At 69.9% G+C, this 26324-nt stretch carries 25 protein-coding genes; 14 read left to right on the plus strand and 11 right to left on the minus strand.

Annotated elements, in window-relative coordinates; genetic code table 11:
- Window positions 1-242 precede the first annotated feature (242 nt).
- Window positions 243-602: an ArsR/SmtB family transcription factor gene (locus ACIHCQ_RS12335; RefSeq protein WP_399660953.1), complete on the minus strand. Its 360-nt coding sequence runs from the start codon at window positions 600-602 to the stop codon at window positions 243-245.
- A 66-nt stretch (window positions 603-668) separates the two neighbouring features.
- Here ACIHCQ_RS12335 and ACIHCQ_RS12340 point away from each other — a divergent pair, with 66 nt between their 5' ends.
- The 3 genes from ACIHCQ_RS12340 to ACIHCQ_RS12350 all read left to right on the plus strand — a co-directional run bounded on the left by ACIHCQ_RS12340 (window position 669) and on the right by ACIHCQ_RS12350 (window position 3423).
- Window positions 669-1763 carry a cation diffusion facilitator family transporter gene (locus ACIHCQ_RS12340; protein ID WP_399660955.1) on the plus strand — a complete coding sequence of 365 codons (1095 nt, stop codon included), beginning with the start codon at window positions 669-671 and terminating at the stop codon, window positions 1761-1763.
- 190 nt (window positions 1764-1953) lie between these two features.
- Window positions 1954-2601: a hypothetical protein gene (locus ACIHCQ_RS12345; protein WP_399660957.1), complete on the plus strand. Its 648-nt coding sequence runs from the start codon at window positions 1954-1956 to the stop codon at window positions 2599-2601.
- 57 nt (window positions 2602-2658) lie between these two features.
- Window positions 2659-3423, plus strand: a complete 765-nt coding sequence (locus tag ACIHCQ_RS12350) for a DUF1775 domain-containing protein (protein WP_399660959.1) — start codon at window positions 2659-2661, stop codon at window positions 3421-3423.
- Window positions 3424-3755: 332 nt separating this feature from the next.
- On the opposite strand, the gene ACIHCQ_RS12355 is transcribed toward ACIHCQ_RS12350, so the two are convergent.
- Both ACIHCQ_RS12355 and ACIHCQ_RS12360 read right to left on the minus strand, forming a co-directional pair.
- A complete protein-coding gene (locus ACIHCQ_RS12355) occupies window positions 3756-4493 on the minus strand; it encodes a class I SAM-dependent methyltransferase (protein WP_399660961.1) in 738 nt (245 codons plus the stop codon).
- A gap of 284 nt (window positions 4494-4777) precedes the next feature.
- Window positions 4778-5917 carry a substrate-binding domain-containing protein gene (locus ACIHCQ_RS12360; RefSeq protein WP_399660963.1) on the minus strand — a complete coding sequence of 380 codons (1140 nt, stop codon included), beginning with the start codon at window positions 5915-5917 and terminating at the stop codon, window positions 4778-4780.
- Between the two features lie 436 nt (window positions 5918-6353).
- Here ACIHCQ_RS12360 and ACIHCQ_RS12365 point away from each other — a divergent pair, with 436 nt between their 5' ends.
- From ACIHCQ_RS12365 to ACIHCQ_RS12385, 5 genes are all read left to right on the plus strand, one after another.
- On the plus strand, window positions 6354-8870 hold the full coding sequence (locus ACIHCQ_RS12365) for an ATP-binding protein (protein WP_399660965.1): 2517 nt from the start codon (window positions 6354-6356) through the stop codon (window positions 8868-8870).
- Entirely contained in the window at window positions 8851-9327 is a 477-nt protein-coding gene (locus ACIHCQ_RS12370) for a roadblock/LC7 domain-containing protein (protein ID WP_399660967.1), read from the plus strand. Before ACIHCQ_RS12365 ends, ACIHCQ_RS12370 begins: the two co-directional genes overlap by 20 nt.
- A 50-nt stretch (window positions 9328-9377) precedes the next feature.
- Window positions 9378-9821, plus strand: coding sequence for a DUF742 domain-containing protein (locus ACIHCQ_RS12375; protein ID WP_399661440.1), 444 nt, complete (start codon window positions 9378-9380; stop codon window positions 9819-9821).
- Complete coding sequence (locus ACIHCQ_RS12380) at window positions 9769-10383, plus strand: GTP-binding protein (protein ID WP_399660969.1); 615 nt, start codon at window positions 9769-9771, stop codon at window positions 10381-10383. The genes ACIHCQ_RS12375 and ACIHCQ_RS12380 overlap by 53 nt, the downstream gene beginning before the upstream one ends.
- A gap of 85 nt (window positions 10384-10468) precedes the next feature.
- Window positions 10469-11368, plus strand: a complete 900-nt coding sequence (locus tag ACIHCQ_RS12385; protein ID WP_399660971.1) for a phytoene/squalene synthase family protein — start codon at window positions 10469-10471, stop codon at window positions 11366-11368.
- 23 nt (window positions 11369-11391) lie between these two features.
- Here the strand turns inward: ACIHCQ_RS12385 and ACIHCQ_RS12390 are convergent, their stop codons facing one another.
- On the minus strand, window positions 11392-12564 hold the full coding sequence (locus ACIHCQ_RS12390; protein WP_399660973.1) for an NAD-dependent formate dehydrogenase: 1173 nt from the start codon (window positions 12562-12564) through the stop codon (window positions 11392-11394).
- Window positions 12565-12702: 138 nt separating this feature from the next.
- A complete protein-coding gene (locus ACIHCQ_RS12395) occupies window positions 12703-13623 on the minus strand; it encodes an alpha/beta hydrolase (protein ID WP_399660975.1) in 921 nt (306 codons plus the stop codon).
- 175 nt (window positions 13624-13798) lie between these two features.
- Between ACIHCQ_RS12395 and ACIHCQ_RS12400 the strand changes: the two genes are divergently transcribed.
- A complete protein-coding gene (locus ACIHCQ_RS12400; RefSeq protein WP_399660977.1) occupies window positions 13799-14932 on the plus strand; it encodes a helix-turn-helix domain-containing protein in 1134 nt (377 codons plus the stop codon).
- Window positions 14933-14960: 28 nt separating this feature from the next.
- Here the strand turns inward: ACIHCQ_RS12400 and ACIHCQ_RS12405 are convergent, their stop codons facing one another.
- The 4 genes from ACIHCQ_RS12405 to ACIHCQ_RS12420 all read right to left on the minus strand — a co-directional run bounded on the left by ACIHCQ_RS12405 (window position 14961) and on the right by ACIHCQ_RS12420 (window position 20062).
- Window positions 14961-15599: a hypothetical protein gene (locus tag ACIHCQ_RS12405; protein ID WP_399660979.1), complete on the minus strand. Its 639-nt coding sequence runs from the start codon at window positions 15597-15599 to the stop codon at window positions 14961-14963.
- Window positions 15600-15983: 384 nt separating this feature from the next.
- Window positions 15984-16277 (minus strand): putative quinol monooxygenase, encoded by a 294-nt coding sequence (locus ACIHCQ_RS12410; RefSeq protein WP_399660980.1) that lies wholly within the window; start codon window positions 16275-16277, stop codon window positions 15984-15986.
- A 37-nt stretch (window positions 16278-16314) separates the two neighbouring features.
- Window positions 16315-18876 (minus strand): GH32 C-terminal domain-containing protein, encoded by a 2562-nt coding sequence (locus ACIHCQ_RS12415; protein ID WP_399660982.1) that lies wholly within the window; start codon window positions 18874-18876, stop codon window positions 16315-16317.
- A gap of 223 nt (window positions 18877-19099) precedes the next feature.
- Window positions 19100-20062, minus strand: a complete 963-nt coding sequence (locus ACIHCQ_RS12420) for a carbohydrate kinase (RefSeq protein WP_399660984.1) — start codon at window positions 20060-20062, stop codon at window positions 19100-19102.
- Window positions 20063-20317: 255 nt separating this feature from the next.
- On the opposite strand from ACIHCQ_RS12420, the gene ACIHCQ_RS12425 reads away from it, so the two are divergent.
- The 5 genes from ACIHCQ_RS12425 (at window position 20318) to ACIHCQ_RS12445 (ending at window position 24974) form a co-directional block, all read left to right on the plus strand.
- Window positions 20318-21346, plus strand: a complete 1029-nt coding sequence (locus tag ACIHCQ_RS12425) for a sugar ABC transporter substrate-binding protein (RefSeq protein ID WP_399660985.1) — start codon at window positions 20318-20320, stop codon at window positions 21344-21346.
- 155 nt (window positions 21347-21501) lie between these two features.
- Entirely contained in the window at window positions 21502-22494 is a 993-nt protein-coding gene (locus ACIHCQ_RS12430) for an ABC transporter permease (RefSeq protein ID WP_399660986.1), read from the plus strand.
- Entirely contained in the window at window positions 22491-23327 is an 837-nt protein-coding gene (locus ACIHCQ_RS12435) for an ATP-binding cassette domain-containing protein (protein WP_399660988.1), read from the plus strand. The genes ACIHCQ_RS12430 and ACIHCQ_RS12435 overlap by 4 nt, the downstream gene beginning before the upstream one ends.
- A gap of 91 nt (window positions 23328-23418) precedes the next feature.
- Window positions 23419-24450: a LacI family DNA-binding transcriptional regulator gene (locus tag ACIHCQ_RS12440; RefSeq protein WP_399660990.1), complete on the plus strand. Its 1032-nt coding sequence runs from the start codon at window positions 23419-23421 to the stop codon at window positions 24448-24450.
- A gap of 23 nt (window positions 24451-24473) precedes the next feature.
- Complete coding sequence (locus tag ACIHCQ_RS12445; protein ID WP_399660992.1) at window positions 24474-24974, plus strand: NUDIX hydrolase; 501 nt, start codon at window positions 24474-24476, stop codon at window positions 24972-24974.
- Here the strand turns inward: ACIHCQ_RS12445 and ACIHCQ_RS12450 are convergent.
- Window positions 24971-25366, minus strand: coding sequence for a DUF488 domain-containing protein (locus tag ACIHCQ_RS12450; RefSeq protein ID WP_399661442.1), 396 nt, complete (start codon window positions 25364-25366; stop codon window positions 24971-24973). The two genes, ACIHCQ_RS12445 and ACIHCQ_RS12450, sit on opposite strands and share 4 nt — an antisense overlap.
- A 198-nt stretch (window positions 25367-25564) precedes the next feature.
- Window positions 25565-26317, minus strand: a complete 753-nt coding sequence (locus ACIHCQ_RS12455) for a hypothetical protein (protein WP_399660994.1) — start codon at window positions 26315-26317, stop codon at window positions 25565-25567.
- Window positions 26318-26324: the final 7 nt, after the last annotated feature.

Consider the following 26324-nt stretch of genomic DNA (forward strand, 5'->3'; position numbering starts at 1 on the left):
ACCTGCCTCGGACAGTCGCCGGCACGGCCGCACCGTCGCGGCATGGGACCGAACGGCACCGAACGCGGCCCGCCCTCGGCCGGTGAGCGTCCCACCCGGTTTCCGCAGCCGAGACGGCTGCGAGGGAGCCCCGTACGCCGGCCGCCTCAGCGGTCGGTCACACGGTGATGACGACCTTCGCGACCTCGTCGCCACCCTGATGGACGGGATCGCACCGCGACCCCGACCTGGACGCCGCAGGGTCAGTCGTGCGGGTCCGTGCCGTTGAGGCGGTGGTCGGCCAGGCTCAGAGCCTCCTCGACGACCCGGCGCAGATGCCCGTCGGGGAGCTCGTAGATCATGCGCCGCCCTTCCCTGCGTACCGTCACCAGCCCGGCCAGCCGCAGCTTGGCCAGGTGCTGGCTGACCGCCGGTCGGGCGACGTCGCAGGCGGCCGTGAGCGTCGTGACATCCGCCGCACCTTTGCCCAGGGTATGCAGCAGCGCCAGGCGGGTGCGATCGGCGAGAAGGCCGAGGACGTGGGCCGCATGCGCGAACTGCTCGCCGCCCGGCTCTTGCGGGTGCGAACCGTGCGCAGGTGATAGGTGCATGCGTGCGCTCATACGCACATAATGGTGGAGGGCACACCCTCGTGTCCACCTCTGCCCCCGCGTCGGAAGGCCGGTTTCGTGAGCGAGCAGCACGGACACACCCACCCGCACGAGCACCCCCACGACCACGGCCAGGGACAGAAGCATGGCAAGCGCCGTTGGGCGCGGTGGCGGCACCAGGCCGGGCATCTGATCAAGCCGCACTCGCACGAGTCCGCCGACAAGGTCGACCGCGCGCTGGAGTCTTCGACCAAGGGCATGCGGGCGCTGTGGACCTCGCTGGCCGTGCTCGGAGTGACGGCGGCGGCGCAGGCGGTCGTCGTGGTGCTGTCCGGTTCGGTGGCGCTGCTGGGCGACACCGTCCACAACGCCGCCGACGCCCTGACCGCGCTGCCGCTCGGCGTCGCCTTCATACTCGGCCGCCGCGCCGCCAACCGGCGTTTCACCTACGGCTACGGGCGTGCCGAGGACCTGGCCGGCATCGTCATCGTGCTGACCATCGCGGCCTCGGCCGCCTTCGCCGCCTGGACCGCGATCGACCGGCTGCTGAACCCGCGGGAGATCAGTTATCTGCCCGCCGTCGCCGCAGCCGCCGTGATCGGCTTCATCGGCAACGAGTGGGTGGCCCGCTACCGCATCCGCGTCGGACGTGAGATCGGCTCGGCCGCCCTGGTGGCCGACGGGCTGCATGCCCGCACCGACGGATTCACCTCCCTCGCGGTGCTGCTGGGAGCGGGCGGCGCGGCCATTGGTTGGCAGCTCGCCGACCCCCTCGTGGGCCTGGTCATCACCGCCGCGATACTCCTGGTCCTGCGCGACGCGTGCCGCGAGGTGTTCCGCCGGATCATGGACGCCGTCGACCCGGCCCTGGTCGATGCCGCCGAGAACGCGCTGGAAGAGGTGCCGGGCGTACGAGCGGTGGGCGAGCTGCGGCTGCGCTGGATCGGCCACCGGCTGCGCGCCGAGGTCGCCGTCGTCGTGGACGGGGAGCTGACCGTACGAGAGGCGCACCAGGTGGCCGTCGACGCCGAGCACGCCCTGCTGCACGCGGTACCGAGACTGACGGCGGCCCTGGTCCACGCCGATCCGGCACCGGCGCCGGGCGCACCCGACCCGCATCTGGCCCTGGCGCATCACGGGTCTCAGTCCGCGGCCGGGGCCCGGTCCAAGTAGGGGCCGGGAGGCTGCCCGGCGGAGGCGGGTCCGAGCGCTCGTACGGCGGCGGCTGCCGACTTGCCCCGATACTCGCAGCGGGCACTGACACTCCACCCGCCACTCCACCCGCTCGGCCATGGAGTCCGTTGGGGACCGAATCCGGAACCCCGGGTCACGCGGTGCGGCGGTACTCCATGATGGGGCAGCCATGTCATGGACCATCAGCACTCGTGCCGCGCGCCGCATCGGCGAGGAACCGATGACGGGCGTGCTGGTGTGTGCTGTGCGGGCGGGGGTCTTCACCGCGGTCGGCACGGGACTCGCCGTCACTGGGCATCACTTGGTCTCCGGCCATCCGGTGCCGTGGCGTGCCGCCTTGCTCGCCGGCGTGCTGCTCTTCGCCTTGGCGGTGCCGGCCGTGCGCTCCGAGCGGTCACTGCCTGCCGTGATCGCGGCCACCGCGGGGGCTCAGGGTGCCCTGCACATGTGGTTCGTACGGGCCGAAGGGCACGGCGCGCCGAATCCGCACGCGGTGGCCCACCACGGCGGTCCGCACGAGGCATGGCATGCCGGCCTTCACGGCACATCCATGACGGCGGCCCATATTGCCGCGGCCCTGCTGGTGGCCTGGTGCATGCAGCGCGCCGACGCCGCCAGCCGGTCCCTCGGGCAGCGCCTCGGCGAGGTGCTCGGCGACTTCTTCGTACGGCTGTCGCCGAGGGGTCCCTTGGCGGCTGTGCCGCACGTGCTGCGGCCGGTACGGGCACGGGCGCAGGCGCCCCCGCGCAACTCCCTGGTTCTGGCGCACGCGGTCATGCGCCGAGGCCCTCCGGCGGAATTCGCTCTCGCCGTCTGACCTCGGGGGCGCGTTCCGGCGCGCCCGCACAGCCCCACACCACTATGGGAGTCACCCGTGTCTCGCAGCACTACGGCGCGCACCGCGCGCCGTCTCTTCGTCGTCACCGCCGCCGTCCTCGCCGCCTCCGTCGCCCTCGCCGTCCCGGCGTCGGCGCATGTAGAGGTCGAGGCGGAAGGCGCCGCCGCCCTCGCCGAGAACGTCACGCTGAACTTCACGGCCGAGTCGGAGTCCGGCAAGGCCGGGATCACCAAGCTGGAGGTGATCCTCCCCGAGGGAATGGCCCCGGCCGACATCACCTACAAGGAGGGCCCCACCGGCTGGAAGCTGGCCCTCACAGACCTCGGTTACGCGGTGTCGGGTCCGGCCCTCGCCACGGGCAAGGACGCCGCGCACTCCGTGACCGTCAGGCAGCTCCCGGACGCCAAGTCCCTGGCGTTCAAGACCCTGCAGACCTACAGCGACGGCCGGTTGGATCGCTGGATCGAGCTGGAGAAGTCCGGCGGCGGGCACGGGCACGGCCACTCCGCCCCGATCCTTGAACTGAAGCCCGCAGCTCCCGGGGCCAAGCCCGTCAGCCCCCGCCCCACCCCCAGCCCGAGTGCCGAGCCGACGACAGCGGCCCCGTCCACAGCCGCGCCGAGCACTCCTGCCGCCGTGGACGACAAGGCGGGCGACAAGGCGGGCGACAAGGCCGCGGCGGAGAAGTCGGACGCCGGTTCGTCGCCCGCGCTGCCGATCGCCATCGGTGTCGTAGTGCTCGCGGCCCTGGCCGGCGGCGCGTGGTGGTGGAAGCGCCGCAGCACGGCAGGCAGCGCCTGAACAATGGCCCCCGGCGGTCCGCGGCCCGTATCCAGGGCGCGCGGACCGCAGGGCGGCCTGCGGTCAGAAATTCTTGATGAGCCAGGTCGCCAGCCACAGTGCGACGGCCAGCGCCGCACACAGGCCGAGCACCTGGGTGAAACGGGTCAGGATCCTCCGCATGATGCCCGCCTTGGAACGGAGAGGAATGTACGGCTCCCACTCTGCACGCCTACCCATCCTGGCGGAGCCCGAGCCGGATGATCCCCGGCACCCCGGGTAGACGGGCAGCCAAGGCACAACCCGGAGGTCGTCGGATGTGCATGATCTGATGGGCCCTTCCGGACCGGGTGCTACTCGCCGTGGCGCGTGAGGAGGTGCAATCCGAGGTCGGGATTCCCCGCGGGCCGCATGGCCAGCCCGGCTTCGGCGGCCTCCTCGGCCAGTTGGCTCTCGCTCGCCACCCACCAGCGATAGTCGACCGTGACCTCCGACAGCGGCAGACCGTCCCGCAGGACGCGGTAGTCCATGTGCCAGGTGATCTCGTCCTGCCCCGATGGCTCCGCGGTGGCCCATCCCTCGTAGTGGAGTGCGCCCACGGTCACCGAAGCCATCCGGGTGCGCGGAACCCGCTGGGGCGTAAAGGGCGGAGCGACACCGACGATGAGCGCGCCGCCGGGGGCGAGTGCGCGTGCGGCGCTCCTCCACAGCGCCCGCCGTTCGGCCGGAGGCAGGTGCCCCAGCACGTTCACCGCGACGATCGCGCGCAGAGCGTCAGGCAGCGGGGCGTGTGCGGCGTCTTCCGCCAGTACGGTGACGCGACCGCGGAGTTGGGGGTCGTCATGGACGCGTGCCAGTAGCACGGCGCGCATCGCGGAAGAGGGCTCGACCGCCAGCACAGGATCACCGCCCGGAAGCGCCGCACAGATGGCCCGGACCCCCCGGCCCGTACCGGCACCGACATCGACCACGGGGCCAGGCCCGGCCTTCACCTGCTGGAGCGCTTCGGCCAGTGCCGGACCAAGGGACTGCCAGGTCTCGGCGATCATGAGGTCGAGGTACTCGGCTGAGCGTTCGTACGGATCCAGCACAGCGGCAACCCCCGAAGCAGCGAGAGAAAGATGACTTTCATTTTCACCTAGGCGGCAACCGGAACGCAACAGCTGCATCAACGCGCACGAGCGTGAAACAGCCGAAAGGCCAATCGTACGGAGGCACTGCCGCCGCACCCCACCTGAGCAGCAGGAACACCGTTGGGTGAGGGGTGCGGCGGACCGTGGGACTTCTCTGGGACTTTGCGCCGAGACCGGGCTGCTTCCGCAGCGTGCCGGAACCGTGGACCAGTCTCCGCGGCAGCCGGTCCGCCGCCGGTCTCCTACTTGTCCCAGATCTTGCGGTATGCCTGGCGGTAGCCCTCGGAGTCCCAGGACAACGCGCCGCCGCTGTTCGCCGCGGTGGTGATGTGGGCGGGTGCGACGTATCCGCTGGCCGGCTCGCCGGCGAAGGAGCGGTTGAACTCGTCGATGATCTGCCAGCCCTGTTCGGACAGGGGCTCAGGCACGGTGGCAGCCTGGAACTGCTTGCTGTTGATCCGCTGGAAGGCCGACGGGTCGCCGTCACCGGCGCCGATGTTGAACGGGGCGTCTGCGCCCTGTTTGCCGGCGGCGCGCAGGGCCGGTCCCGCGTGGTCGAAGTACAGGTCGTTGATGGCGACGGAGTGGGTCCACTGGGAGCCGAAGCGGGAGAGCAGGGAGGAGACTTCCTCGATGGTGCGGCTGTTGGCCTCGGGGATGGGGATGTTCTCGTAACTCAGCAGTGAGACCTCGGCGCAGGTGGCGAGTTCCTTCTTGATCAGTTCGGATTTGCGCTTGGCGAAGGGTATCGAGGTGTCGGTGAACAGGACCACGCCCGCGCGGCCGTTGGACCGGGCGATGATCCAGTCGGCGCTGATCTTCGCGACGTCCTCGACCTTGGTGGTGATGTTGCTGAAGAGCTTCGGGGTCCGGCTGGGGCCCGGCACGGTGACGGCGTGCCATCCGACCAGCGGGATGCCGGCGGCCTCGGCCCGCCGAACCTGCTGGGCGGTGGATTCGGGGTCGAAGCCGCTGACGACGATGCCAGAGGGTTCAAGGGCGAGGGCTTCGCTGAAGGCGGCCTTGATGCCGTCGGGGGTGCCGCTGCCGTTAATGGTGCGGACGCGCCAGCCGAGGACCTTGGCGGCCTCCTCGACACCCTTGGCGACTCCCGCGACGCCGGGGTTCGACAGGGTCTGGGCGACGTAGACGATGGTCTTGCCGGGAACGGCCTTGGGGCCGGTGGTGGGGCCGGTCCAGGGGGCGTTCACGTCTTCGGCCTTCTTGACGGCCTTCTCGGCGGCGGCGAAGACGGTGGGGCAGCCGGGTCTGGAGGAGCCGGCGGACTCGGTGGTGGTCGAACCGCTCTCGCAGCCGGCGACGGCGGTGGCCACGGCCAGGAGCGCGGCGGATGTCACGGCCGCCTTGCGGGTGGGGTGCACGGGGTCTCCTCAAAAGGCAGGGGAGGATACGGACGGGGGTGGGGGAGCAGACAGGCTACGGGTGCTGACGGCTCCGGCACGCGGCCCCCCGTCGGGAGGAGAGAACCGCGAGGCGCCGGTCCGCGCGAACTCCCGGGCCAGGCACCGGATATCCGGCGGCATCGATCATTTACGGCCGCGGCGCGCGTCTCAACAGACGAAACAGCGCGGTCCGTAGACGCTCTATGAACAACTTGTAACCAACTCTTGATGGCATATGTCTTGTAAGCGATCACACAACCGGTAGTGTCCGCACGGCTGGTTGACACGTGACACGCGCGATTCCCCCGCTCGCATTGGAGTGCGGCTTCGAGAGCGTCACGCGCCACCGGCCGTCGGCGGTCCGGCAGCGACGACACCTCGGTCACCGCTCAGGAGCACATTGAAGGAGGCCTGGGTGTCTGTGAACACAGTGGACCCGCCACTCGAACCCGACCCGCCCGGGCGGGCACCCCTGACACCGAGATTTCGCCGGAAGGCGGGGGCACTTTTCGACCGATGGCCGTTCCGGCGGAAGCTCAACGTCTTCGTGATCGTGCCCGTCGCGGTCGTCGGCGTGCTGCTGGGCATCGGAGTCAACAGCCAGGTACAGCAGGCCCGGGCGGCCGACCGGGTCGCCGAGCTGGTCCGCGACAGCGAGCAGGTCGCGCGACTGATCAACGATGTGCAGGCAGAACACCGGCAGGCGCTGCTGCTGTCCGTGCAGTACGAGTCGGTCCGCCCCGGAGCCGCCCTACCGTCGGCCGCCGCCTACCGGCAGGCGCAGCGGGCCACCGACGCGCAGGTCACCGCCGTGCGTTCCGCGTTCGGGCCGGGCCTGCCGGACGAGGAGGCGCAGGCGCTCGAGTACATCCGCGGCCTCGTCGTCCTGCGCGAGAAGGCCGAACGGGGCTCGGTCTCCGCCGCCAACATCGACCCCGCGTACGCCTCCGCGGTCGACTACCTGATCGACGGCATCGGTCTCGACCACTTCTCCGGCACCTCGTCGTCCACGGTCACCAATCTGCTCGACGCGGTACTGCGCGCCGACGCCGCCCACGCGGCCTTCGAGAGCGGCGTGTTCTCCGCCCAGACCCGTGACGCCAACGCCCTCACCGAGTACACCCGCGCTGTCGGCGCCCGCGAGCTCTACCACCACCAGGCGGAACGATTCAGCCGGATCGCCGCCCCGGAGCAGATCCTGAGAATGGGCGGCATCGAGCGCAGTGCCGAGGAGCACGGCATCGAGTCCCAGTTCGCGGAGCTGCAGATCGATCCGACTTCGCTGCAGGCCCAGACGCCGCAGCAGCTGCGCAAGTCGATCACCGCGGGAGCACAGCAGGCGGAGACCCGCCTCGGCATCACCGGGTCGCTGATCGGGCAGATCGCCGCCCGGGCCGACGACATCTCCGAGAACGCCCTGCGCAAGGCACTGGCCATGCTGGGTCTGGCCCTCCTCGGTTTCGCCGTGTGGCTGGCCTTCTCCGTCCTGGTCCGGCGCTCGGTCGTACGCCCCCTGGCGGCCCTGACCGGCGCCGCCCAGCAGGTGGTCGACGTGGCGGGTGCGGAACTCGACCGGGTCGCGGACGACGAATCCGCCGACAGCACGCCCCTGCGGCCACGGATGATCCCGGTCCCGGTCCGCGACGAGATCGGCGACCTGGCCGAGGCGTTCAACCGGGTGCAGGTCACCGCCGCCCGACTGCTGGAACGGCAGGTGCTGAGCCGCCGCAACGTCGCCGAGATGTTCGGCAACGTCGGACGCCGGGTCAGCAACCTGACCTCCCGTCAGCTCACGCTGATCGACGCCGTCGAACGCGAGGAGACCGACCCCGATATCCTCGAACGGCTCTACCGCATCGACCACATCGCCGTACGCCTCCAGCGCAACGCCGACAGCCTGATGCTGCTTGCCGGGATCCGGGAGACGGGCGTCGAGACGCGGCCGACCACCCTGGCCAACGTCATACGGGCGGGGCTCGGCCAGATCGAGGGATACCAGCGGGTGTCCCTGCGGTCCGAGACGGAGGTCACCGTCGCGCCCGACATCATCGGCGACCTGACCCTGATGGTCGCCGAACTGCTGGAGAACGCGGTCGGGTTCTCGCCCTCGCACACGCGCGTCGAGGTGGCCGTCCGGCCCGGTACCGACGTCACCGCGGACGGCGGTGCGCTGATCGAGGTGATCGACCACGGCCTCGGCATGGGCGCGGAACGCCTCGCGGAGGAGAACGCCCGGCTGATCCGGCGGGAACGGCTGGACCTCGTACCGACCAAGGTGCTCGGCCTGTTCGTGGTCGGCAGTCTCGCCCGGCGCTGGGGCGTACAGGTGACCCTGAGCCGTACGCCGGGCGGCGGGGTCACCAGCACTGTCTGGATCCCCTCCACGCTGCTGCTGACCATGAGCCCTGTGGACCTCACGCCGCCCTCCGTCACGGGCCCGGCCGGGACCGTGACGGCGCTTCCGGCGAAGCAGGAGCCAGAGCAGGAGCAGGGACCAGAGCCGGAGCCGGAGAGCGGGCAGGAGCAGGAAACCGTCGCGGCTGTGCCCCCGCCCGTACCGGCTCCCGCGACCGCCGCCCCCGAACGGTGGGCCCCGTTGCCGCCGGGTGGCCTCCCCCGACGCGTCCCCGCCCGCACCGGCGCGGCGCGGACCGCCGCTGCCTCCGACGAGCCGCCCGCGCCGGATGCTTCCCGGCCGCTGCGGCGGCGGGTACGGGGCGCGGCACTCGCCATGACCACCACACCGGCGGACCGCGGGACCCCGGCCGTACGGCAGCCCGTCGACGCCGACGCGGTCCGCTCGGAACTCGACGAGTTCGAGGCCGCTGTACGCAGGGCGGAGCAGGACAGTGCCCTCGCCCGGACGGAATCAGCACCATCGCCACACCAGGAATCACAGAAGGAGTCGGGCAGTGACCACGTCGACAGGTGACAGCAGTCCCGAGCGGGCGGAATCAACCGACCTGCGAGCCGCCGCGGCCGATTTCACCTGGCTGCTCGACCGGTTCGCCACGGAGACCGCAGGCGTCGTCGACGCGATCGCGGTGTCGTCCGACGGCCTCCTGATCGCGGTCTCCCAACTGCGCGACCAGGCCGACTCCGAACGGCTCGCCGCGATCGTGTCCGGCATCACGAGTCTCGCCGCGGGCGCGTCCGGCAACTACGGCCTGGGCTCCCTGAACAAGGTGATCATCGACCTGGAGAGCGGCCATGTGCTGGTGTCGGCCATCGGCAGCGGCGCCGTCCTCGGGGTGGTCACCTCGAAGGAGGCGAAGCTGGGCAATATCGCCTACGAGATGACCCTCTTCGCCAACCGGGCCGGCGCGGCGCTCACCCCCCAACTGGTACTGGAGCTGAAGAAGAACGTCGGGGCCGCACCGGCCGGCTGACCCGTCCCCGAGGCCAGGATCACGGATACGGGACGGAGGAAGGGATCGTGATGGCCGTCGGTGGAGCAGCACCACACGAGGCGTCGGGGGACGCGTGGGAGTCGCCGGAGCCGGTTGGCCGCGCCCCGGCGATCCGGCCGTTCCTGCTGACGGCCGGCCGGGTTTCGGGGGGTGGAACCGGGCCGCCGATCCCGATCGAGACCCAGGTCGTGTCGACCTCGGACGGGCTCTTGGGCCTCGGCTCTCTCACTTTCGAAAACCACGACATCGTCGCCGCCTGCCGACGGCCGCAGTCGGTGGCGGAACTGGCCGCCCGGCTGCGACTGCACCTCAACGTTGTCCGGGTGCTGGCCGAGGACCTGTGTGCCGCCGGGCATCTGGCGATCTACCTGCCGAACGCCAGGACAGCCCAGGACATCTCCGTACTGCGAAGGGTTATCGATGGTCTCCGCGCCGTACCCGACTCACGGGGCACACGCTCCGACACCGGTTGAACAGCCGCCGCTGCCGGTCAAGCTGGTCATCGCCGGCGGCTTCGGGGTCGGCAAGACCACGGCCGTGGGCGCGATCTCCGAGATACGACCGCTCACCACGGAGGCCGCGATAACCGAGGTCGCGGCGGGCGTGGACGATCTCACCCACACGCCCGGCAAGACGACCACCACGGTCGCCATGGACTTCGGCTGCATCACGATCGACCCGACCCTGAAGGTCTATCTGTTCGGCACGCCGGGCCAGGACCGGTTCGGTTTCATGTGGGACGACGTGGCCGAGGGCGCCCTCGGCGGTCTGGTGATCGTGGACACCCGCCGCCTGGACGACTGTTATGCGGCGGTGGACTACTTCGAGCACAGGGACATCCCGTTCGCTGTCGCCGTCAACGCGTTCGACGGGGAGGTCGAGCACGACCTGGACGAGGTGCGGTGGGCCCTGGACATCTCCGAGCACGTACCGCTGATCGTCTTCGACGCACGGAAGACGGGCTCGGTACGGGACGCGCTGCTGGTTGTACTCGAAGTCGCTCTGTCCCGCGCCGAACTGGCGGCAGCGAACTGATCCGGCCGGGCAGGGCCGGGGCCGGGGCCGGCCACTACGGTGGCGGGGTTGCCGTCGCGATGCGGGGATCGAGGAGGATCGGCTCATGGGGCTGTGGTGGGGCAGGGCCTTGGACGCCGCCGGGATCGACACGGTCGCCCTGCGCGGCGACTACACACGGCAGCGCATACTCGTCGCCCGCTACCGGCCCAGTGCCTATCTGGCCACTCGCCTGCTGGTGGCCCGCCACCTCCTCCCCCACCTGCTGACGGTCACCGCCTTCATGCACCGCACCGACAGCCTCCTCGACAGCGGCCCGGAAGCCGGGCGCGCCGCCGCCTTCGCGCACTGGGAGAAACAGGTCCGCGAGGGGGTGTCGACCGGCGCCGACGACCACCCTGACATCCGGCCCCTGGTGCACACCATCGCCGCGCACCCACCGTTGCGTACCCGCGTACTGGACTTCCTCGCTGCCGCTCCGACTGACCTCGACTTCGCCGGATTCGCCACCGAGGCGGACTACCAGTCCTACCTCGACGCCTATGCGCTCCCCGCTTTCATGCTGATCGCCGGCCTCCTGGTGGGTGAGGACACCCCGGCCGGTTACCGCGAGGCGTGCCGTACGTACATCGACGGCAGCCAGCGCCTCGACTTCGCCAACGATCTGGCCGAAGACCTCGCAGAGGGGCGCCTCAACCTCCCCCAGGACACCCTCGACGCATACGGAGTCACCCGCGCGGACCTGGAGTCCGCCCGGGACACCTCCGGCACGCGCGCTCTGCTGGACCATGTCCTCGGCCAGGCACGTCAGTCCCTGGCTGCCGGACGGCCGCTGGCCGACCTCGTACCGCCCGAAGGCCGGCCGCTTTTCCGCGCCATGATCGGCATCGAGGATCTCACGGCCGTGGCGGCGCGGGCAAAGGGGGCGGCCCTGCTGCACGGCTCGGCCCGACCGCCCCTGCCCGCGACCCTGAGCCTTCTGTTCCGCGAACGCCGCTCGCGCTGAACCGCTGAACAGACCTCCCCGTCTCAGCCTCCGGGCCCCTGGACCGTGTAGGAACGTGCCCCGGTCCCGGCCAGCTTGCCGCCCTCCACGATCAGGTACTCCTGGCGGATGGGTCGGCTGTCGAACCAGCACTCCAGAATCTCCCGGACCCCGGCCGCGTAACGGGCCTGCGCGGAGAGCGTCGAACCGGCGACGTGTGGCGTCATTCCCTCGTGCGGCATGGTCCGCCAGGGGTGTTCGGGCTCCGGCGGCTCCGGGTACCAGACATCACCGGCATAGCCGGCCAGCCGGCCGCTTTCGAGGGCGCGCACGACGGCGTCCCTGTTGACGATGAGCGCGCGTGCCGTGTTGACGATGTAGGACCCGCGCTTCATGGCGCCGATCAGGTCGTCGTTGAAGAGGTTGACCGTCTTCGGATGCAAAGGCGCGTGAATCGACAGCACATCCACCGATCCGGCCAGGGAGCGGACATCGGGGTGCCAGGTCGCGCCGAACTCGTTCTCGATCTCCGCGGGCAGCCGCTGCACGTCGGAGTAGTGCAGTGACACGTCGAACGGCTTGAGCCGGCGCAGTACCGCCTGGCCGATCCGGCCGGCCCCCAGGACGCCGACGTCCATCCCTTCCAGGTCGTAGTTCCGGGAGACGCTGTCCGCTACGTTCCAGCCTTTCCTGGTCGTGACCCACTCATGGGCGGGCAGATAGTTGTGGACCAGAGCGAGGATCTGCATGACCGCGTGTTCCGACACGCTGATGCTGTTGCTGAAGGTCACCTCCGCCACCGTGATGTCATGGGCGATGGCGCTGGGGAGGTCCACGTGGTCCGAGCCGATCCCCGCGGTGATCGCCAGCTTCAGCTTCGGAGCCTTGGCGATCCGCTCAGGGGTGAGATAGGCGGGCCAGAAGGGCTGTGAGATCACCACGTCGGAGTCGGGGAGTTCCCGCTCCAATGTGGAGTCCGGACCCTCCTTGTCCGAGGTGAAGATCACGCTGTGGCCCCGTTCCTCCAGGAACCGGCGCAGGCCGAGCTGTCCCGATACGCAGCCGACCAACTCGCCAGGAGTGAAATCGAGTGATTGCGGCGTCGGCGTGGACTGCCCTCCGGGGTAGCTGCTGATGGCGGGAATCGTGTCCCGCGCGTACGAGGGAGGGTAACCATCCACGGGATCGGGATAGAGCACCGTCAGGATCTTTGCCATACCGTCCTCCCTCGACGGGGCCGGCCCAGATACGTGCCTGCGTGTGTACGCTCCGCCGACCTGGTATTTCCACCGTAGTAGCCCCGACTTCCGCGGGCAAAACGAGGCGGTGCGCTCAGCTCATGGGAGACGACAGTCTCAGCGAAGACCGCGGCACAGGGCGGCTATGCGGTCGGCGAGCATGCGGTCGGTGATGGCGGTGCCCGGGACGACGAAGGAGCAGTGGAAGGCGCCTGGGTAGGTGTGGAGTTCCGTGGGGATACCGGCCTGGATGAGGCGGTGGGCGTAGCTGATGCCCTCGTCACGCAGCGGGTCGAACTCGGCGACCGAGATCCAGGCGGGCGGCAGGCCGTTCAAGTCTTCGGCTCTGGCGGGGGCCGCGTAGGGGGAGACTTCGGCCGCGTCACCGAGTGCACCTGTGTAGTGACGCCAGCTGGCCTCCGCGTTGGGACGGTGCCAGACGGGGGTGTCGGTGAAGGCCCGCATGGACGGGGTGTCGAGGCGGTCGTCGAGTTCGGGGACCTCCAGGTGCTGGAAGCACAGCTCCGGGCCGCCCCGGTCCCGGGTGAGGAGCGTGAGCGCGGCGGCAAGGCCACCGCCGGCGCTCTCGCCGTAGACGCCGACACGCGTCGGATCGATGCCCAGGACGGAAGCGTTCTTGGCGACCCACTCCAGCACGGCATAGCAGTCCTCCAGACCTGCCGGGAAGGGGTGCTCGGGGGCGAGCCGGTAGTCAACGGACACCACGACCGCGCCGACGGCGTCGGCGATATGCCGGGCGGAGGCGTCCACGGTGTCCAGGCCGCCCGCTACGAAGCCGCCGCTGTGCAGGCACAGCAGGCCGGGCAGCGGCTCGGTGCGCTCGGCCGGCGCGTAGATCCGGACCGGTACCGGGGCGGTTGCCTCGTCCGTCACCGTCAGGGGACGCGTCGCCTCGTACGGCGGGAGCTGGGCGTAGGTGGCCGACAGCTCGGCGCGCGCGGTGACCGGGTCGGCGAAGTCGATGTCGGGCAGCATCGCTGCCCAGGGGGCCAGCTCGGGGTCGAAGCCGTACGTCATTGTTCCTCCTTGAACGGACTGGCTTGAACGGACTGGCCTCATGGTGCGGCCATGCCCGGTGACAGACCACCCGCCGTACGGCCGCGAAACCGGCTGCCCGGCCCGACCGGCGTCGGTCGGCTCGTATCCCATTCACCCCCTATATGCCGCTTCGGCCACAAGGTAGCGTGCGCTCATGCAAGCGCTGCTGCTACGCCTGAGCGCACTCGACGCCGCCGCGGGGAACGCGGTCCGGGTGATCTCCTTCTTCGACGCCCTGGTACGCAACCGGGCGGACGCCCCCACGCTGGTGCGCGCCGCGGCTCGGCTGGCCGAGCGGCCCTGCGGGCTCAGTGCGCCCGGTGGCGGTGTGCTGCTGCGGGCCACGCCCGACGGCACCGGGCTCGACGCCGCGGGGCCGCCGCCGAACGCCACCACCCATCCGCTGGAAGGCGGGGGCCAGGTGTGGGTGGAGCGGGTCGGAGACACGGCCCTCCCGCTCGACCCGATCCTGCTGGAACGGTTCGCCATAGCCGCGGCCGTACTGCTCGGGCACCAGAATCTGCCCGCTCCCGAACTCGGTGACCCGGCGCTGCTGGAACTGGTGCTCAGCCGGAGCGCCGGCGATGCCGAGCGTGCCCGGGCACTGCATCTGATGGGCGTCGCACCCAGCGCACGGGTGAGAGTGCTGGCCGTGGCCGGCGGAGGCGGGACGGACGTGGCTGCGGCCTGCCGGTCGGCCCGCGCGGCCCACCCGGCTCATCAGGCGGCCCTCGGCGACCTGCACGCGGTGCTCACCGTGGACGGCGGCGAGCTTGGCCTGTCGGCCTCGCCGCCCGGTACGAGGATCGGGGTGGGCGCGTGCGTACCGGCGTCCCAGGCGTGGCGGTCATGGAGCTCCGCCCAGGTTGCCCTGCGATTCACCGGCCAGAGCGGGCCGAACGGCGAAGCGGCCACCGCGCACCTGACCGGAGCGCCGCTGGTGTGGTGGGACAACCTCGGCGCGTTCGCGCTGCTGGCCGAGCAGCTGCCCCTCGCCGCGTTCGCCGAGAGCCCCGATCTGGCCGCGCTGGACAGGGTCATGGCAGAGACGTCCGGGGCGTCCATGCTCCACACCCTGCACGTCTACTGTGCGGCCGAATCGCTGCGCCGCGCGGCGTCCGACCTTCACCTGCACCGCAGTTCGGTCGCCGACCGGCTGACCCGAGCCGAGACCGTGCTGGGTTTCCGGGTCACCACTCCGGCCGGCCGCACCCGGCTCGCCCTTGCTCTCGTCCTGCGCCGCCTGCGCGACAACGGCCCCTCCGACTCCGCGACTGCGGACCCGTAGCCGCGATGACGAGGCTCCGCCCCTGCACCTATGACCGAGGCGGGACTGCGTTCCGCGGGAAGAACGTGATGGGCACGTTCGCGTGGTAGGGGAACTCGCCGCCGGGCAGGCAGTTCTCCTCGCTGTTGGTTCCCAGTCCGTCGCAGTGCTGTTCGCTCAGCCGCATGAAGACCGACGTCGTATGTGGCCCGACGCTCAGCGGACGCAGGGCGGGAGAGGCGAAGAAGGCGAACGGAATCCCGTCCTCGACGGCGACGAGACGCAGGGCCTCTGGTCCGAAGGTATAGCTCCGCTCCTGACGGGTGCCGATGTCCTGGACGATCCGGACCCCGCGGAATTTCGAGATGAAGTCATCCATGGGGTTGACGCGTGAGGGTGTGTAGCCGGCCGGGTACACGGCGCTCTCGGCGTCGGGCGCCGTTCCCCAGCTGGGGAAGGAGCGGACCCACCGTTCGCCTGCGAATGCCTCACGGCAGGCGGGAGGACCGATGACGCGTTCCCTGATGTCGAGCAAGGTGTTGAGATTCGTCCCGCTCGGGCTCAGACAGTTGTGGTCCACGGGAGGGACGGCCTGCGGTTGCGCCTGCGCGGTGGCGCCGCCCGTGACGGTCAGCACCGTCGCGAGCACGGCGCCGGCCACGGCCGCGCGGATCCGGGAGGATGTCATCACGTTGCTGCCTTTCGGCCACGTCGTCCAAGGCCACAGTCGCCGCATCCGGCCGCCGGGACCTTGCTCACGGGCCGAGCATGCCCCGCCGGGACAAGACGCCGTGGTGGACACCGGTCATCCGCCACATGGCTGACGTAGCGTCACGGAAGGGGTGCGGCGGCATCCGTGGGCCTTTGCCGCGAGCGGATCAGGCCCCTGCGCGGTTCCGTGGCGTGGAGAGGCTGAAACCGCGCTGAAACCGTACTGAACCGGCTCGGTCCCAAGCTCTGCGGCATGACGACAACGACCGACGAACTCGCGATCTCAGCCACCGGGTTGCGCAAGTCCTACAGCGAGTCCACCGTTCCTGGACACTGACTGGACACTGAGCGGAGGCCGACGTCACGTCACCGGGTCGAGGAAAGTCAGCACCGAGGCGTCCTCCTCGATCAGCGGGGCGAGTGCGGTGTTGAACGGGCCGCCGTACGGGGCCTTCAGATGTGCCTGGAAGGCGTCCTCGTCCCGGTACACCTCGAAGATCCAGTAGGCGCGCGGGTTGGCCGCCTTGGTGCAGACGTCGAAGGCGAGGTTGCCGTCTTCCTCGCGCACCTTCTTGGCGTAGTCCAGGATCAGGCGGGCGACCTCGTCCTCCGCTCCCTCTCGGGCGGTGAACTCGGCGAGCAGGGTCTTGTTCACAGTGTGGTGTCCTCCGTGGTCGGGATCGGGATCGGGATCAGTCGTGGTAGGAGTCGAGGTGCCAGACGCCGGCCAGGTCCAGCTTCACCGAACCGTTCTCGGCGAAGACCTCCACTCCCTGGCTGGCGGGGTCGGGGAAGATCTGGTCGGTGATCACCGCTTCGCCGCTGCCGCCGAAGACCTCGACGGACGACCAGTCGACAAGGATCCGCAGCTTCACCTTGCCGTTCTTCGCCTGCAGCGGGGCTCGCTGGACGCCGGGGAAGGTGCTGTTGAAGTCCACGGCGCCGGAGCGGGTGCGGTCGACGTACAGCTCCTGTGTCGTGGTGTCGTAGCCGATGACGGTCTCCTCGCCGTTGGCGCCGGTGCGCACCTTGAGGCCGAAGCGTTCGGCGTCCTTGAGGGAGAAGGTGGCTTCGATGTCGAGTGCCTTGCCCCCGGCCGCGGGGCCGATCAGGGGCTTCGAGGTGCTCTTGACGGTGACGCCGGCCGCCTTTGCCGGGCGCTTCTGCCGGAGGGACTGCAGGCTGTCGACCGGCTTGCTGGTCAGCCGGATCCGGCCGTCGATCGTGCGCAGGGCCACCTCCCGGGGGACACTTTGCGCGCCGCGCCAGGGGGAGGTGGGGATGGCACCGCTGTAGTCCCAGTTGTTCATCCAGCCGATCATGTACCGCTTGCCGCCCGGTGCGTTCTCCCAGGACACCGCCGCGTAGTAGTCCTTGCCGTAGTCGGCCCAGTCGGCGCGCTGCACGACGGATTTGGCGGGGGTTTCGGCGGCGGTGAACCGGTCGGCCAGGATGTGGCCCCAGCCGGCGGTGTTCATGTCGACGATCTGGATACGTGCCTTCTTGCCGGTGTAGGGACGCAGGTCGAAGGAGGCCCAGTCCAGGGTCTCGCTGTTGGCGCCGGTGGCGCTGCGGACGACCTGGCCGTCGACGATCAGGTTGACGGACGTCTCCTGGGAGACGGGCTGGGCCTTGGTGTCGGACAGCATGATGTGATCGACGTTGAGGTGACCCCAGCCGCCGGTGTTGTCATCGACGATCCTGATCTGCGCCTTCTTGCCTGCGAAGTCGCTGACGTCCCACGAGGCCCAGTTGAGCGCCTCGGCATCCTTTCCGGTGGCACTGCGCACCACTTGGCCGTCGACGAGGAGTTCGAGGGCGGTGGAGTCGGCGGAGCCGGCGGGGTGGTTGCCGCCGCCGATGAGGAAGTTGATGTGCTTCTTGTCGATGGTGAATTCGGGCGAGGTGAGGGTGCCGGTGGTGGAGTCACCGTTGAGGTAGGTGTTGACCAGTCCGTCGCCCAGGAATCCGGAGACCTCTTGCTGGTTGGGGAGGGTGCCGGTGGCCGGTGCCGAGCCGAAGGCGTCTCCGGTCTGCGTCCAGTCGCCGTAGCTGCCGCCTTCGAAGTCGGCCAGGACCGTCCCCTCGGGCGGCGGCCCCTGCTCCATGACGGTTCCGGACTCGTGCGGGTGCCGTCCGCCGCCGACCTTGAAGTTCAGGTAGGAGCTGTCGACGGCGAATTCGGGCGAGGTGAGGGTGCCGGTGCTGCCGTCACCTGAGTGGAAGCTGCTGGCGAGGCCCTTGCCGTCGAAGCCGTCGACGGTCCCCTGCCCGGCCAGTGCCCCGGCCGCCGGTCCGTCGCCGAACGCGGTGCCGGTGGTCGTCCACGTACCGAAGTCGGTGCCCTCGAAGTCCTGAACCACCGTGCCGGTGGGCGGGGTGTAGGCGCCCTTGTCCTCGGCGGTGAACTTCTTGCCGTCGAAGTCGCCGATGAAGTACTGGGCGGCCGAACCACCGGCGATACCACCGGGGTTGATGTTGACGACGAGAACCCACTTGATGTTGTTCTCGTCCCCGTCGACCGCGAGGGGGAACAGGTCGGGGCACTCCCACACGCCGCCCGTGGCACCGGCCGGCCCGAACTCGCTGAGCAGGTTCCAGTCCTTGAGGTTCTTCGACGAGTAGAACCGCACCTTGTGCTCGGTGGACAGCGACACTGTCATCAGCCAGCTCTTGGTCGGCGCGTACCACTGGACCTTGGGGTCGCGGAACTCCTTGGAGCCGATGTCGATGACGGGATTGCCCTGGTACTTGGTCCAGGTGCGGCCGCGGTCGGTGCTGTAGGCGAGCGACTGGGCCTGTATGCCCGTGTCCTTGGCGTGGCTGGTGTAGATCGCCACCATGGGCGGGTTCTTCTTGGTGCCGAACCCGGTGGTGTTGTTCCAGTCGACGACCGCGCTGCCGGAGAACACCATCTCCTCGTCGTCGTGCGACAGGGCGAGTGGCAGCTCCTTCCAGTGCACGAGATCCTTGCTCACCGCGTGCCCCCAGGACATGTCGCCCCAGGAGTTGCCGCTCGGGTTGTACTGGTAGAAGAGGTGGTACTCGCCCTTGTAGTACACGAGGCCGTTGGGGTCGTTCATCCAGTTCTTCTCTGGGGTGAAGTGGAACTGGGGCCGGTAGGTTTCGGAGTACGGCGGGGTGTCTGCAGCGACGGCCTGGGGGGCCAGCGGGGCTGCGGACAGGGCGCAGACGGTGGCCACCGCCGCGATCAGCCGCATGCGGGCATGCCGGGATACACGTCCAGAGCTCATGGGATCTCCTGTGCCGCGGCCGTCCACGCAGCGGAGCCTGCTGCCCGGCGCGGACCGACCGAAAAGTGACACCTTGCCGACGCCGTCGTCCGCGGCGTCGACAAGGAGTGTCATCGTCGACTTGTGTCATCGATGACATCGAGTGGCCCGATGATGGGGGCAACTCGGCCGGTGCGTCAACCGGTTCGGGCGTGATGTTACCCCTGCGGGGCTCGCCTGCCCGTCATACGCCGTCAGCTGTGGCGAGCTGCGTCAACTGGCTCTGCCACGGCGGATTGGGACCGGCAACCGAGCAGGTCAGGGCCGCGACCTGGGTGGCGAACAGGCAGGCTTCCGCGACATCGCCGATACGGAGTTCCGTCAGCCGGCCGCCGAGGAGGCCGCGGGCGCCGAGGTGGTGCAGCAGCCCGGCGGTGAAGGAGTCCCCCGCCCCGACGGTGTCGGCGACCCTCGTCGGCACGGCGGGCACCTGTATCCGTTCGCCGTCGAGCGAGGCCAGGGCGCCGTCGGCGCCGCGCGTGATCACGACGAGCCGTGCCCCGGCCGCGTGCCAGATGTCGCATGCCTGCTCGGGCGGTGTTTGTGGCAGCAGGAGTTCCAGGTCGTCCTCACTCAGCCGGAGCACATCGGCGAGGCCACACCAGTACGCCAGCCGGGCGCGGTAGACGTCAGGGTGCACCAGCAGCGGCCGGACATTGGGGTCGATACTGATGGTCGCCCCGGGGGCGGCCGCCGCGAGGAAGTCCTCGACCGCCGCCGCCCCGGGCTCCTGGACCAGGGCCAGGGATCCGGTGTGCACGCAGACGCTGTCGGACAGGTCCACCCCGGCCAGTTCCGCGGTCGTCCACTGCCAGTCGGCGGTGGCCTGCGCGTGGAAGGAGAACGCGGCCTGCCCTTCGGCGTCCAGTTCCGCCACGGCCAGTGTGCTGGGCTCAGCGGCCTGGACGGCACTCGACAGGTCCACCCCGGACGCCTCCAGGTGGGCGCGGAACAGGCGGCCGAACACATCGCCGGACAAGCGCGCGAGGAAGCGGGCCGGGGTGCCGAGCCGGGCCAGGGCCACTGCCGTATTCGCAGGTCCACCGCCGGGCAGTACGCGCAGGGCGAGTTCGTTCGAGGTGCCCCCGGGTTCGGCGAACGCGTCCGCGACGCACTCCCCCAGGACGGTGACCTGACGCGGGCTCATGGGCTGCTCTTCTCTGAGAGACGTACGGGCGATCCGGACGCGTCGTGGCGCGGCAGCCGGACGGCTATGGGCAGGCGACGGCCGCGGGGGGCGTTGCCAATTTGTGACGGGCGCAGGGCATTGACGTTTCCGGGAGATGGAGTCCATCATCCTCGGCAAGCGGTGTCAACGATGACATAAGTCAACGATGACACCCCTCGGGGACGGCATGCTCAGATGCCGACCGCGCCGCTCGTGACCCCGCAGGAGTCGTTCATGTCTCGCACCACTCGTCTGCCCGTTTCCCTCCTCAGAGCCGCTGCGTGCACGGGCATCGCCGCCCTCACCCTGACGGCCTGCGGATCCGGCTCCGGCTCCGGTTCCGGTTCCGCCGGCTCCGGTTCGGGCGACGTCAAGGTCGGTCTGATCACGAAGACCGACACCAATCCGTTCTTCGTGAAGATGAAGGAGGGCGCGGAGAAGGCCGCGAAGACCGAGGGCGTCAAGCTGATGACCGCGGCCGGCAAGTTCGACGGCGACAACGCCGGTCAGATCACGGCCATCGAGAACATGGTCGCCGCCGGCGTGAAGGGCATCCTGATCACCCCGAGCGACTCCAAGGCCATCGTGCCCGCGATCGCGAAGGCCCGCGCCAAGGGCGTCCTGGTCATCGCCCTGGACACCCCGACCGAGCCGGACAGCGCGGTCGACGCCCTCTTCGCCACCGACAACCTCAAGGCCGGCGAGCTGATCGGCGAGTACGCCAAGGCAGTGATGAAGGGCAAGGCCGCCAAGATAGCCACCCTCGACCTCGCGCCGGGCGTGTCCGTCGGCGTCCAGCGGCACAACGGCTTCCTGAAGGGCTTCGGCATCGAGGAGAAGGACCCGGCGGTCGTCTGCTCCCAGGACACCGGAGGCGACCAGGCCAAGGGCCAGACGGCGATGGAGAACTGCCTCCAGAAGGAGCCCGGCATCAACGTCGTCTACACCATCAACGAACCGGCCGCACTCGGCGCGTACACCGCGCTCAAGGCCAAGGGCCGGGAGAAGGACGTCCTGATCGTCTCCGTCGACGGCGGCTGCACCGGGACGCAGGCGGTCAAGGACGGCAAGATCGCCGCCACCTCACAGCAGTACCCGCTGAAGATGGCCGCCGAGGGCGTCAAGGCTGTCGTGACGTTCGCCAAGGACGGCAAGAAGGCGTCCGGTTACACCGACACGGGCGTCACTCTGATCTCCGACAAGGCGCAGGCCGGGGTCACGTCCAAGGACACCGTCTACGGCCTGGAGAACTGCTGGGGCTGAGCTGCCCCGAGGACCGTACGACTCCGCCTCTCCCCTCCGCTGGGCGGCCGGCCCCTACTCCCCGACCGGGGGACGGCCGCCCCCTCGTCCTCTTGTCCTCCGACAAGGACTGACAACGACGGACAACGACTTCTGTCTTCCGACAAGGACTTCGCATGACAGCCACGACGCCGTACGCCGAGCTCAAAGCACCGACCACGGCCCGCAGACTGCTCGCGGCACCGACCACCGGCCCGCTGGCCGCCCTCCTCCTGGCCTGCGCCTTCTTCTCCCTCTCGACTGACCAGTTCCTCACGGGCGGCAACTTCTCGCTGATCGTGCAGCAGGTCATGGTCGTCGGCACGCTCGCCATCGGACAGACCCTGATCATCCTCACCGCGGGCATCGACCTGTCGTGCGGTGCCGTGATGGCGTTCGGCAGCATCGTGATCGCCAAGATGGCTGCCGAGGGCTCCCTGCCCCCGCTCGCCGCCATCGCTCTGGGCCTGGTCGTCTGCGGCGGCTTCGGGCTGCTCAACGGGCTGCTGGTGCAGAAGATCCCGCTGCCGCCGTTCATCGTCACCCTCGGCATGCTCAACGTGGCGTTCGCGCTGACCCACATCTACTCCGAGGAGCAGACGGTCAGCAACCTGCCCGGCCCGCTGACGGCCCTCGGGCAGACCTTCCCGCTCGGCCACACCGACATCACCTACGGCTCCCTGGTCACCATCGCCCTGTTCCTCCTTCTCGCCTATGCGCTGAGCAGCACCGGTTGGGGCCGGCACGTCCACGCGCTGGGCGACAGCCCGGAAGCGGCGCGGCTGAACGGCATCCGCACCTCCCGGCTGACCATCGGGGTCTACACCGTGGCCGGTCTCCTCTACGGCATCGCCGCCCTGCTGCTCATCTCCCGCACCGGAGTCGGCGACCCCCAAGCGGGACAGACCGACAACCTCGACAGCATCACCGCCGTGGTCCTCGGCGGCACGAGTCTCTTCGGCGGACGCGGTTCCGTCCTGGGCACCTTCATCGGCGTCCTCATCGTCGGCGTCTTCCGCAACGGCCTGCAGCTGATGGGCGTCGCCTCCATCTACCAGACCCTGATCACCGGAGTCCTGGTGATCCTCGCGGTGACCATCGACCAGATCTCCCGGAAGAAGTCCCGATGACTGCCACCTCCTCCCCCACCCCTGTGCTGCAGGCCCGCGGTCTGGTCAAGCGCTACGGCCACGTCACCGCCATCGACGGCGCCGACTTCGACCTGCTGCCGGGCGAGGTCCTCGCGGTCATCGGCGACAACGGAGCCGGCAAGACCAGCCTGATCAAGGCGCTCACCGGCGCGCTGGTCCCCGACGCGGGTGAGATACGGCTCAACGGCAAACCGATCCAGTTCTCCGGGCCGCAGAGTGCGCGCGCCCACGGCATCGAGACGGTCTATCAGGACCTTGCCGTGGCCGCTTCCATGGACATCGCCTCGAACATGTTCCTCGGGCGGGAAGTTCGCCGCCCCGGCGTCCTCGGCAGTGTCTTCCGCATGCTGGACAAGAAGCGTATGCGCGAGGAGGCCGCCGGGCACATGGCCGACCTGAAGATCGGCCTGCGCTCGCTGACGCAGTCGGTCGAGACGCTCTCCGGTGGACAGCGGCAGGCCGTCGCGGTCGCCCGTTCCGTCGCCTGGGCCCGCAGCGTCGTCGTCATGGACGAACCCACCGCCGCCCTCGGTGTCAAGGAATCGGGTCAGGTCCTGGACCTCGTCCGCCGCGTCCGGGACAAGGGCATGCCCGTCGTCCTGATCAGCCACAACATGCCGCACGTCTTCGAGATCGCCGACCGGATCCACGTCCACCGGCTGGGCCGGCGCGCTGCCGTGATCAAGCCCTCCGACTACTCCATGGCAGAGGTCGTCGCCATCATGACCGGCGCGCTCACCGTCGATGAGGCCGGAGATACTGTTGTGGCGGATTCCAAGGCGGCGAAGGCCGCTGGCGTCGAGGCCAACTGACGTCCAGGACAACTGATGTACGACTGAAGCACTCACAGGTTCCGGCTCGGGCCGTGGCCGGAACCGACGAGCACAGGAGACCGTTTCCTCCATGGCTGCGAATCGCCGCCCCACCCTGGCCGACGTCGCCCGCGAAGTGGGCGTCAGCGCCAAGACCGTCTCCCGCGTCCTCAACGAAGACGGACCCGCCTCAGCCCAGACCAGGGAACAGGTCCTGGCCGCCGTGGCCAAGCTCGGCTTCCAGCCGAACCTCATGGCCCGCAACATCCGCGTCGGCGGACCCGACACCACCATCGGACTGGTCATCCCCGACCTCGGCAACCCCTTCTTCGGAGCCGTGGCCCGGAGCATCGAGGACACCGTCCGCCACCGCGGCCTGACCCTGCTCATGGGATCCTCCGCGGACGATCCCGACCGCGAACGCGCACTGACGGACAAGTTCCTCGCCCGCCGCATCAGCATCCTGATGGTCGTGCCGTCCGTCGGCGCCGACCACTCCCACCTCAAGACCCACCGCGCCGCCGGCCTGCCCGTCGTCTTCCTCGACCGCCCGGGGGTGGGTCTCTCCACGGACAACGTCGTCAGCTCCAACCGCGCAGGCGCCCTCGACGGTGTCGCCCACCTGATCGCCCACGGCCACCGGCGCATCGGCTTCATCGGCGACCTTCCCACCAAGCTCTACACACGCCGCGAGCGCCTGGCCGGATACCGCGCGGCCCTGCAGGAAGCCGGCCTCCCCTACGACCGCTCCCTGGTCACCAACGCCCACGACCAGCACGGGGCTTCCGCCGCCACGTCCCAGCTGCTGGGCCTGGCTGATCCCCCCACCGCCCTGTTCGCCGGCAACAATATCGTCGCGCTGGGAATCGTCACCGAACTCGCCCGCAACGATCGCAAGGACGTCGCCGTCGTCGCCTTCGACGACGTGGCCCTCGCCGAGGCACTCGAACCGGCCCTGACCGTCGTCGCCCAGAACGCCGAAGAAATCGGCAGAACGGCAGCGACAACCGCCCTGGCCCGCCTGGACAGCGACCGCTCCCGCGCTCTCACCATCACGGTCCCCACGCGACTGATCGTCCGGGGTTCCGGGGAGCGCCCTGCTCCGGTGCTGCGAGAGGCATGACCATGGACCCTACGCTGTCGGGTATGCCGGAAAACCGGTCATTCACCGTGAACCATGACGTCAAGGTGCCCGTTCCCGCGCCCGGCGAGGTATGGACCGTCGGCGCGGTCATCCTCAACCACGACGGCGAGGCGTTCGCCCAGAAGCGAAGCCCGGGCCGCCGCCTCTTTCCCGACACGTGGGACATCGTGGGCGGCCACGTCGAGGCCGGGGAAACCCTCCTGGACGCTCTCGCGCGCGAGGTCGAGGAGGAGACCGGCTGGCGCCTCCGCCACGTTCGGCGATTCCTCGGCACCAGCACCTGGACCGGAGATGACGGCGCTGGACTGCGTCATGAGGCCGACTATCTCGTAGAGGTCGACGGCGACTTGGACCATCCCGCCCTGGAATGGTCGAAGCACTCCGCCTACGACTGGTTCGGCACCGACAGCCTCGCTCGCCTCCGGGAGAACCGCGCGCCCGGAGAATTCCTGGTCCACGACCTGATCGCACAAGCCCTGCAAGATCGCCCGGACAGGTCCTAGCGGCTTGGGTGGGAGGTATCCCCAGTCGTGCGGCTCCGGCGGGAAAGCCGGTCGGCAAGCACGGCGGCCTGGCTGTGGTCGACGTCGCGGGTGGCCGTGAGCAGGGTGACCCGGCCGCGGTGGGCGAGTTCGTCGAGTTCGCGCAGCGCCTGTTGATGCTCGGGGTCGCGCAGTTCGGCGAGGTAGCGTCGGCGGAACTCCTCGTACCGCTCGGGATCGTGCGCGTACCAGCGGCGGAGTTCGGTGGACGGGGCGACGTCGCGCAGCCACGCGTCGAGGTGGGCGTCGTCCTTCCGCAGCCCGCGCGGCCAGACCCGGTCCACAAGGACCCGGATGCCGTCCTCGGACGAGGTTTCGTCGTAGACGCGGTGATACCTGATGTCCTTGGCCATGATGTCCTCCACGGCACATCCGTGCGCCGACCGCCTTGTCACCGGTCGGTGGCCTCCGCCAGTACAGCTACCGCGCAAAGGCGGGAGCATGCGCGAGCCCGAGCCGATACATTCCCGCCCGCACGGCTGCCCGAGGTCGCCGCCCCCGGACCGCACCGGGGGACGTTCCCACGCCCGGGCCGCGCCCGCTCAAGCGTCCTATGTTTCCCGGGCGGGAGTACCGGGACGGTCAGTATCCGGCTCCGAGCCCCGGGACCCCGGAAGCACCGCGTCGAGCATGGCGCCGGTGTTGCGCCAGACCACGAACAGGACGCACCCCGGCAGGACCGCCAGCCCCATCAGCGGGCCTTGGTTGACGAGCACCACGGCAAGCGCGAGCAGCCCGAGATTCATGAGCGCGAGCCCCCAGCGCCGGGTGAGGGCGTAGAGGGCGGCCAGGGCGCTACGCCACCCGACCCGGACCGAGTCGTCGCCGGCCAGGTGGGCCATGGCCACCACCCCCGCGTTCCCGGCGACGAGGGCCAGTACGGCAAGCGCCGGTACAAGGGCCAGCCCCACAGCGGTGTTCCGGAGCAGTACGGCGTCCGCCGCGGCGGCCCCCGCGAGGACCGCGAAGGGCGCCCACATGGCCATGGCCCGCGGAAAGAGACGCCGGTAGGCGCGGAAGTAGTCCGCGACGGGCGCGCGATCGTCCTCGGTAGCCCGCCCGAGGTAGGCGAAAGCGGCCGCAAGCGACGGGCCGATACTCAGGGAGAGCAGCAGGAACACGAAGGGGTGCCGCCACGGCTGTTGGGTGGCTTGCAGCGCCGCGAATAGCGGCAGGTTCGCCGCCGCCAGACCGAGGTTGACCACAAGCACCCGGTGGACGTGGGACCAGATGAGGTCCCACGATCCGTACGCGACGTTGAGGCGGGGGCGTCGGCCGGAGGCGGCGTTCGGCATGCTGCTCATCGCGGGG

It is taken from the genome of Streptomyces sp. NPDC052236 (genome assembly GCF_044548015.1).
Classification (GTDB): Bacteria; Actinomycetota; Actinomycetes; order Streptomycetales; family Streptomycetaceae; genus Streptomyces.

Bases quoted from the DNA above. Each gene is read 5' to 3' on its own strand.
- ACIHCQ_RS12335 (WP_399660953.1), bottom strand. From the start codon at position 602: ATGAGCGCACGCATGCACCTATCACCTGCGCACGGTTCGCACCCGCAA.
- ACIHCQ_RS12345 (WP_399660957.1), top strand. From the start codon at position 1,954: ATGTCATGGACCATCAGCACTCGTGCCGCGCGCCGCATCGGCGAGGAA.
- ACIHCQ_RS12375 (WP_399661440.1), top strand. From the start codon at position 9,378: ATGGCCGTCGGTGGAGCAGCACCACACGAGGCGTCGGGGGACGCGTGG.
- ACIHCQ_RS12380 (WP_399660969.1), top strand. From the start codon at position 9,769: ATGGTCTCCGCGCCGTACCCGACTCACGGGGCACACGCTCCGACACCG.
- ACIHCQ_RS12385 (WP_399660971.1), top strand. From the start codon at position 10,469: ATGGGGCTGTGGTGGGGCAGGGCCTTGGACGCCGCCGGGATCGACACG.
- ACIHCQ_RS12390 (WP_399660973.1), bottom strand. From the start codon at position 12,564: ATGGCAAAGATCCTGACGGTGCTCTATCCCGATCCCGTGGATGGTTAC.
- ACIHCQ_RS12395 (WP_399660975.1), bottom strand. From the start codon at position 13,623: ATGACGTACGGCTTCGACCCCGAGCTGGCCCCCTGGGCAGCGATGCTG.
- ACIHCQ_RS12400 (WP_399660977.1), top strand. From the start codon at position 13,799: ATGCAAGCGCTGCTGCTACGCCTGAGCGCACTCGACGCCGCCGCGGGG.
- ACIHCQ_RS12405 (WP_399660979.1), bottom strand. From the start codon at position 15,599: ATGACATCCTCCCGGATCCGCGCGGCCGTGGCCGGCGCCGTGCTCGCG.
- ACIHCQ_RS12415 (WP_399660982.1), bottom strand. From the start codon at position 18,876: ATGAGCTCTGGACGTGTATCCCGGCATGCCCGCATGCGGCTGATCGCG.
- ACIHCQ_RS12420 (WP_399660984.1), bottom strand. From the start codon at position 20,062: ATGAGCCCGCGTCAGGTCACCGTCCTGGGGGAGTGCGTCGCGGACGCG.
- ACIHCQ_RS12425 (WP_399660985.1), top strand. From the start codon at position 20,318: ATGTCTCGCACCACTCGTCTGCCCGTTTCCCTCCTCAGAGCCGCTGCG.
- ACIHCQ_RS12430 (WP_399660986.1), top strand. From the start codon at position 21,502: ATGACAGCCACGACGCCGTACGCCGAGCTCAAAGCACCGACCACGGCC.
- ACIHCQ_RS12435 (WP_399660988.1), top strand. From the start codon at position 22,491: ATGACTGCCACCTCCTCCCCCACCCCTGTGCTGCAGGCCCGCGGTCTG.
- ACIHCQ_RS12440 (WP_399660990.1), top strand. From the start codon at position 23,419: ATGGCTGCGAATCGCCGCCCCACCCTGGCCGACGTCGCCCGCGAAGTG.
- ACIHCQ_RS12445 (WP_399660992.1), top strand. From the start codon at position 24,474: ATGCCGGAAAACCGGTCATTCACCGTGAACCATGACGTCAAGGTGCCC.
- ACIHCQ_RS12450 (WP_399661442.1), bottom strand. From the start codon at position 25,366: ATGGCCAAGGACATCAGGTATCACCGCGTCTACGACGAAACCTCGTCC.
- ACIHCQ_RS12455 (WP_399660994.1), bottom strand. From the start codon at position 26,317: ATGAGCAGCATGCCGAACGCCGCCTCCGGCCGACGCCCCCGCCTCAAC.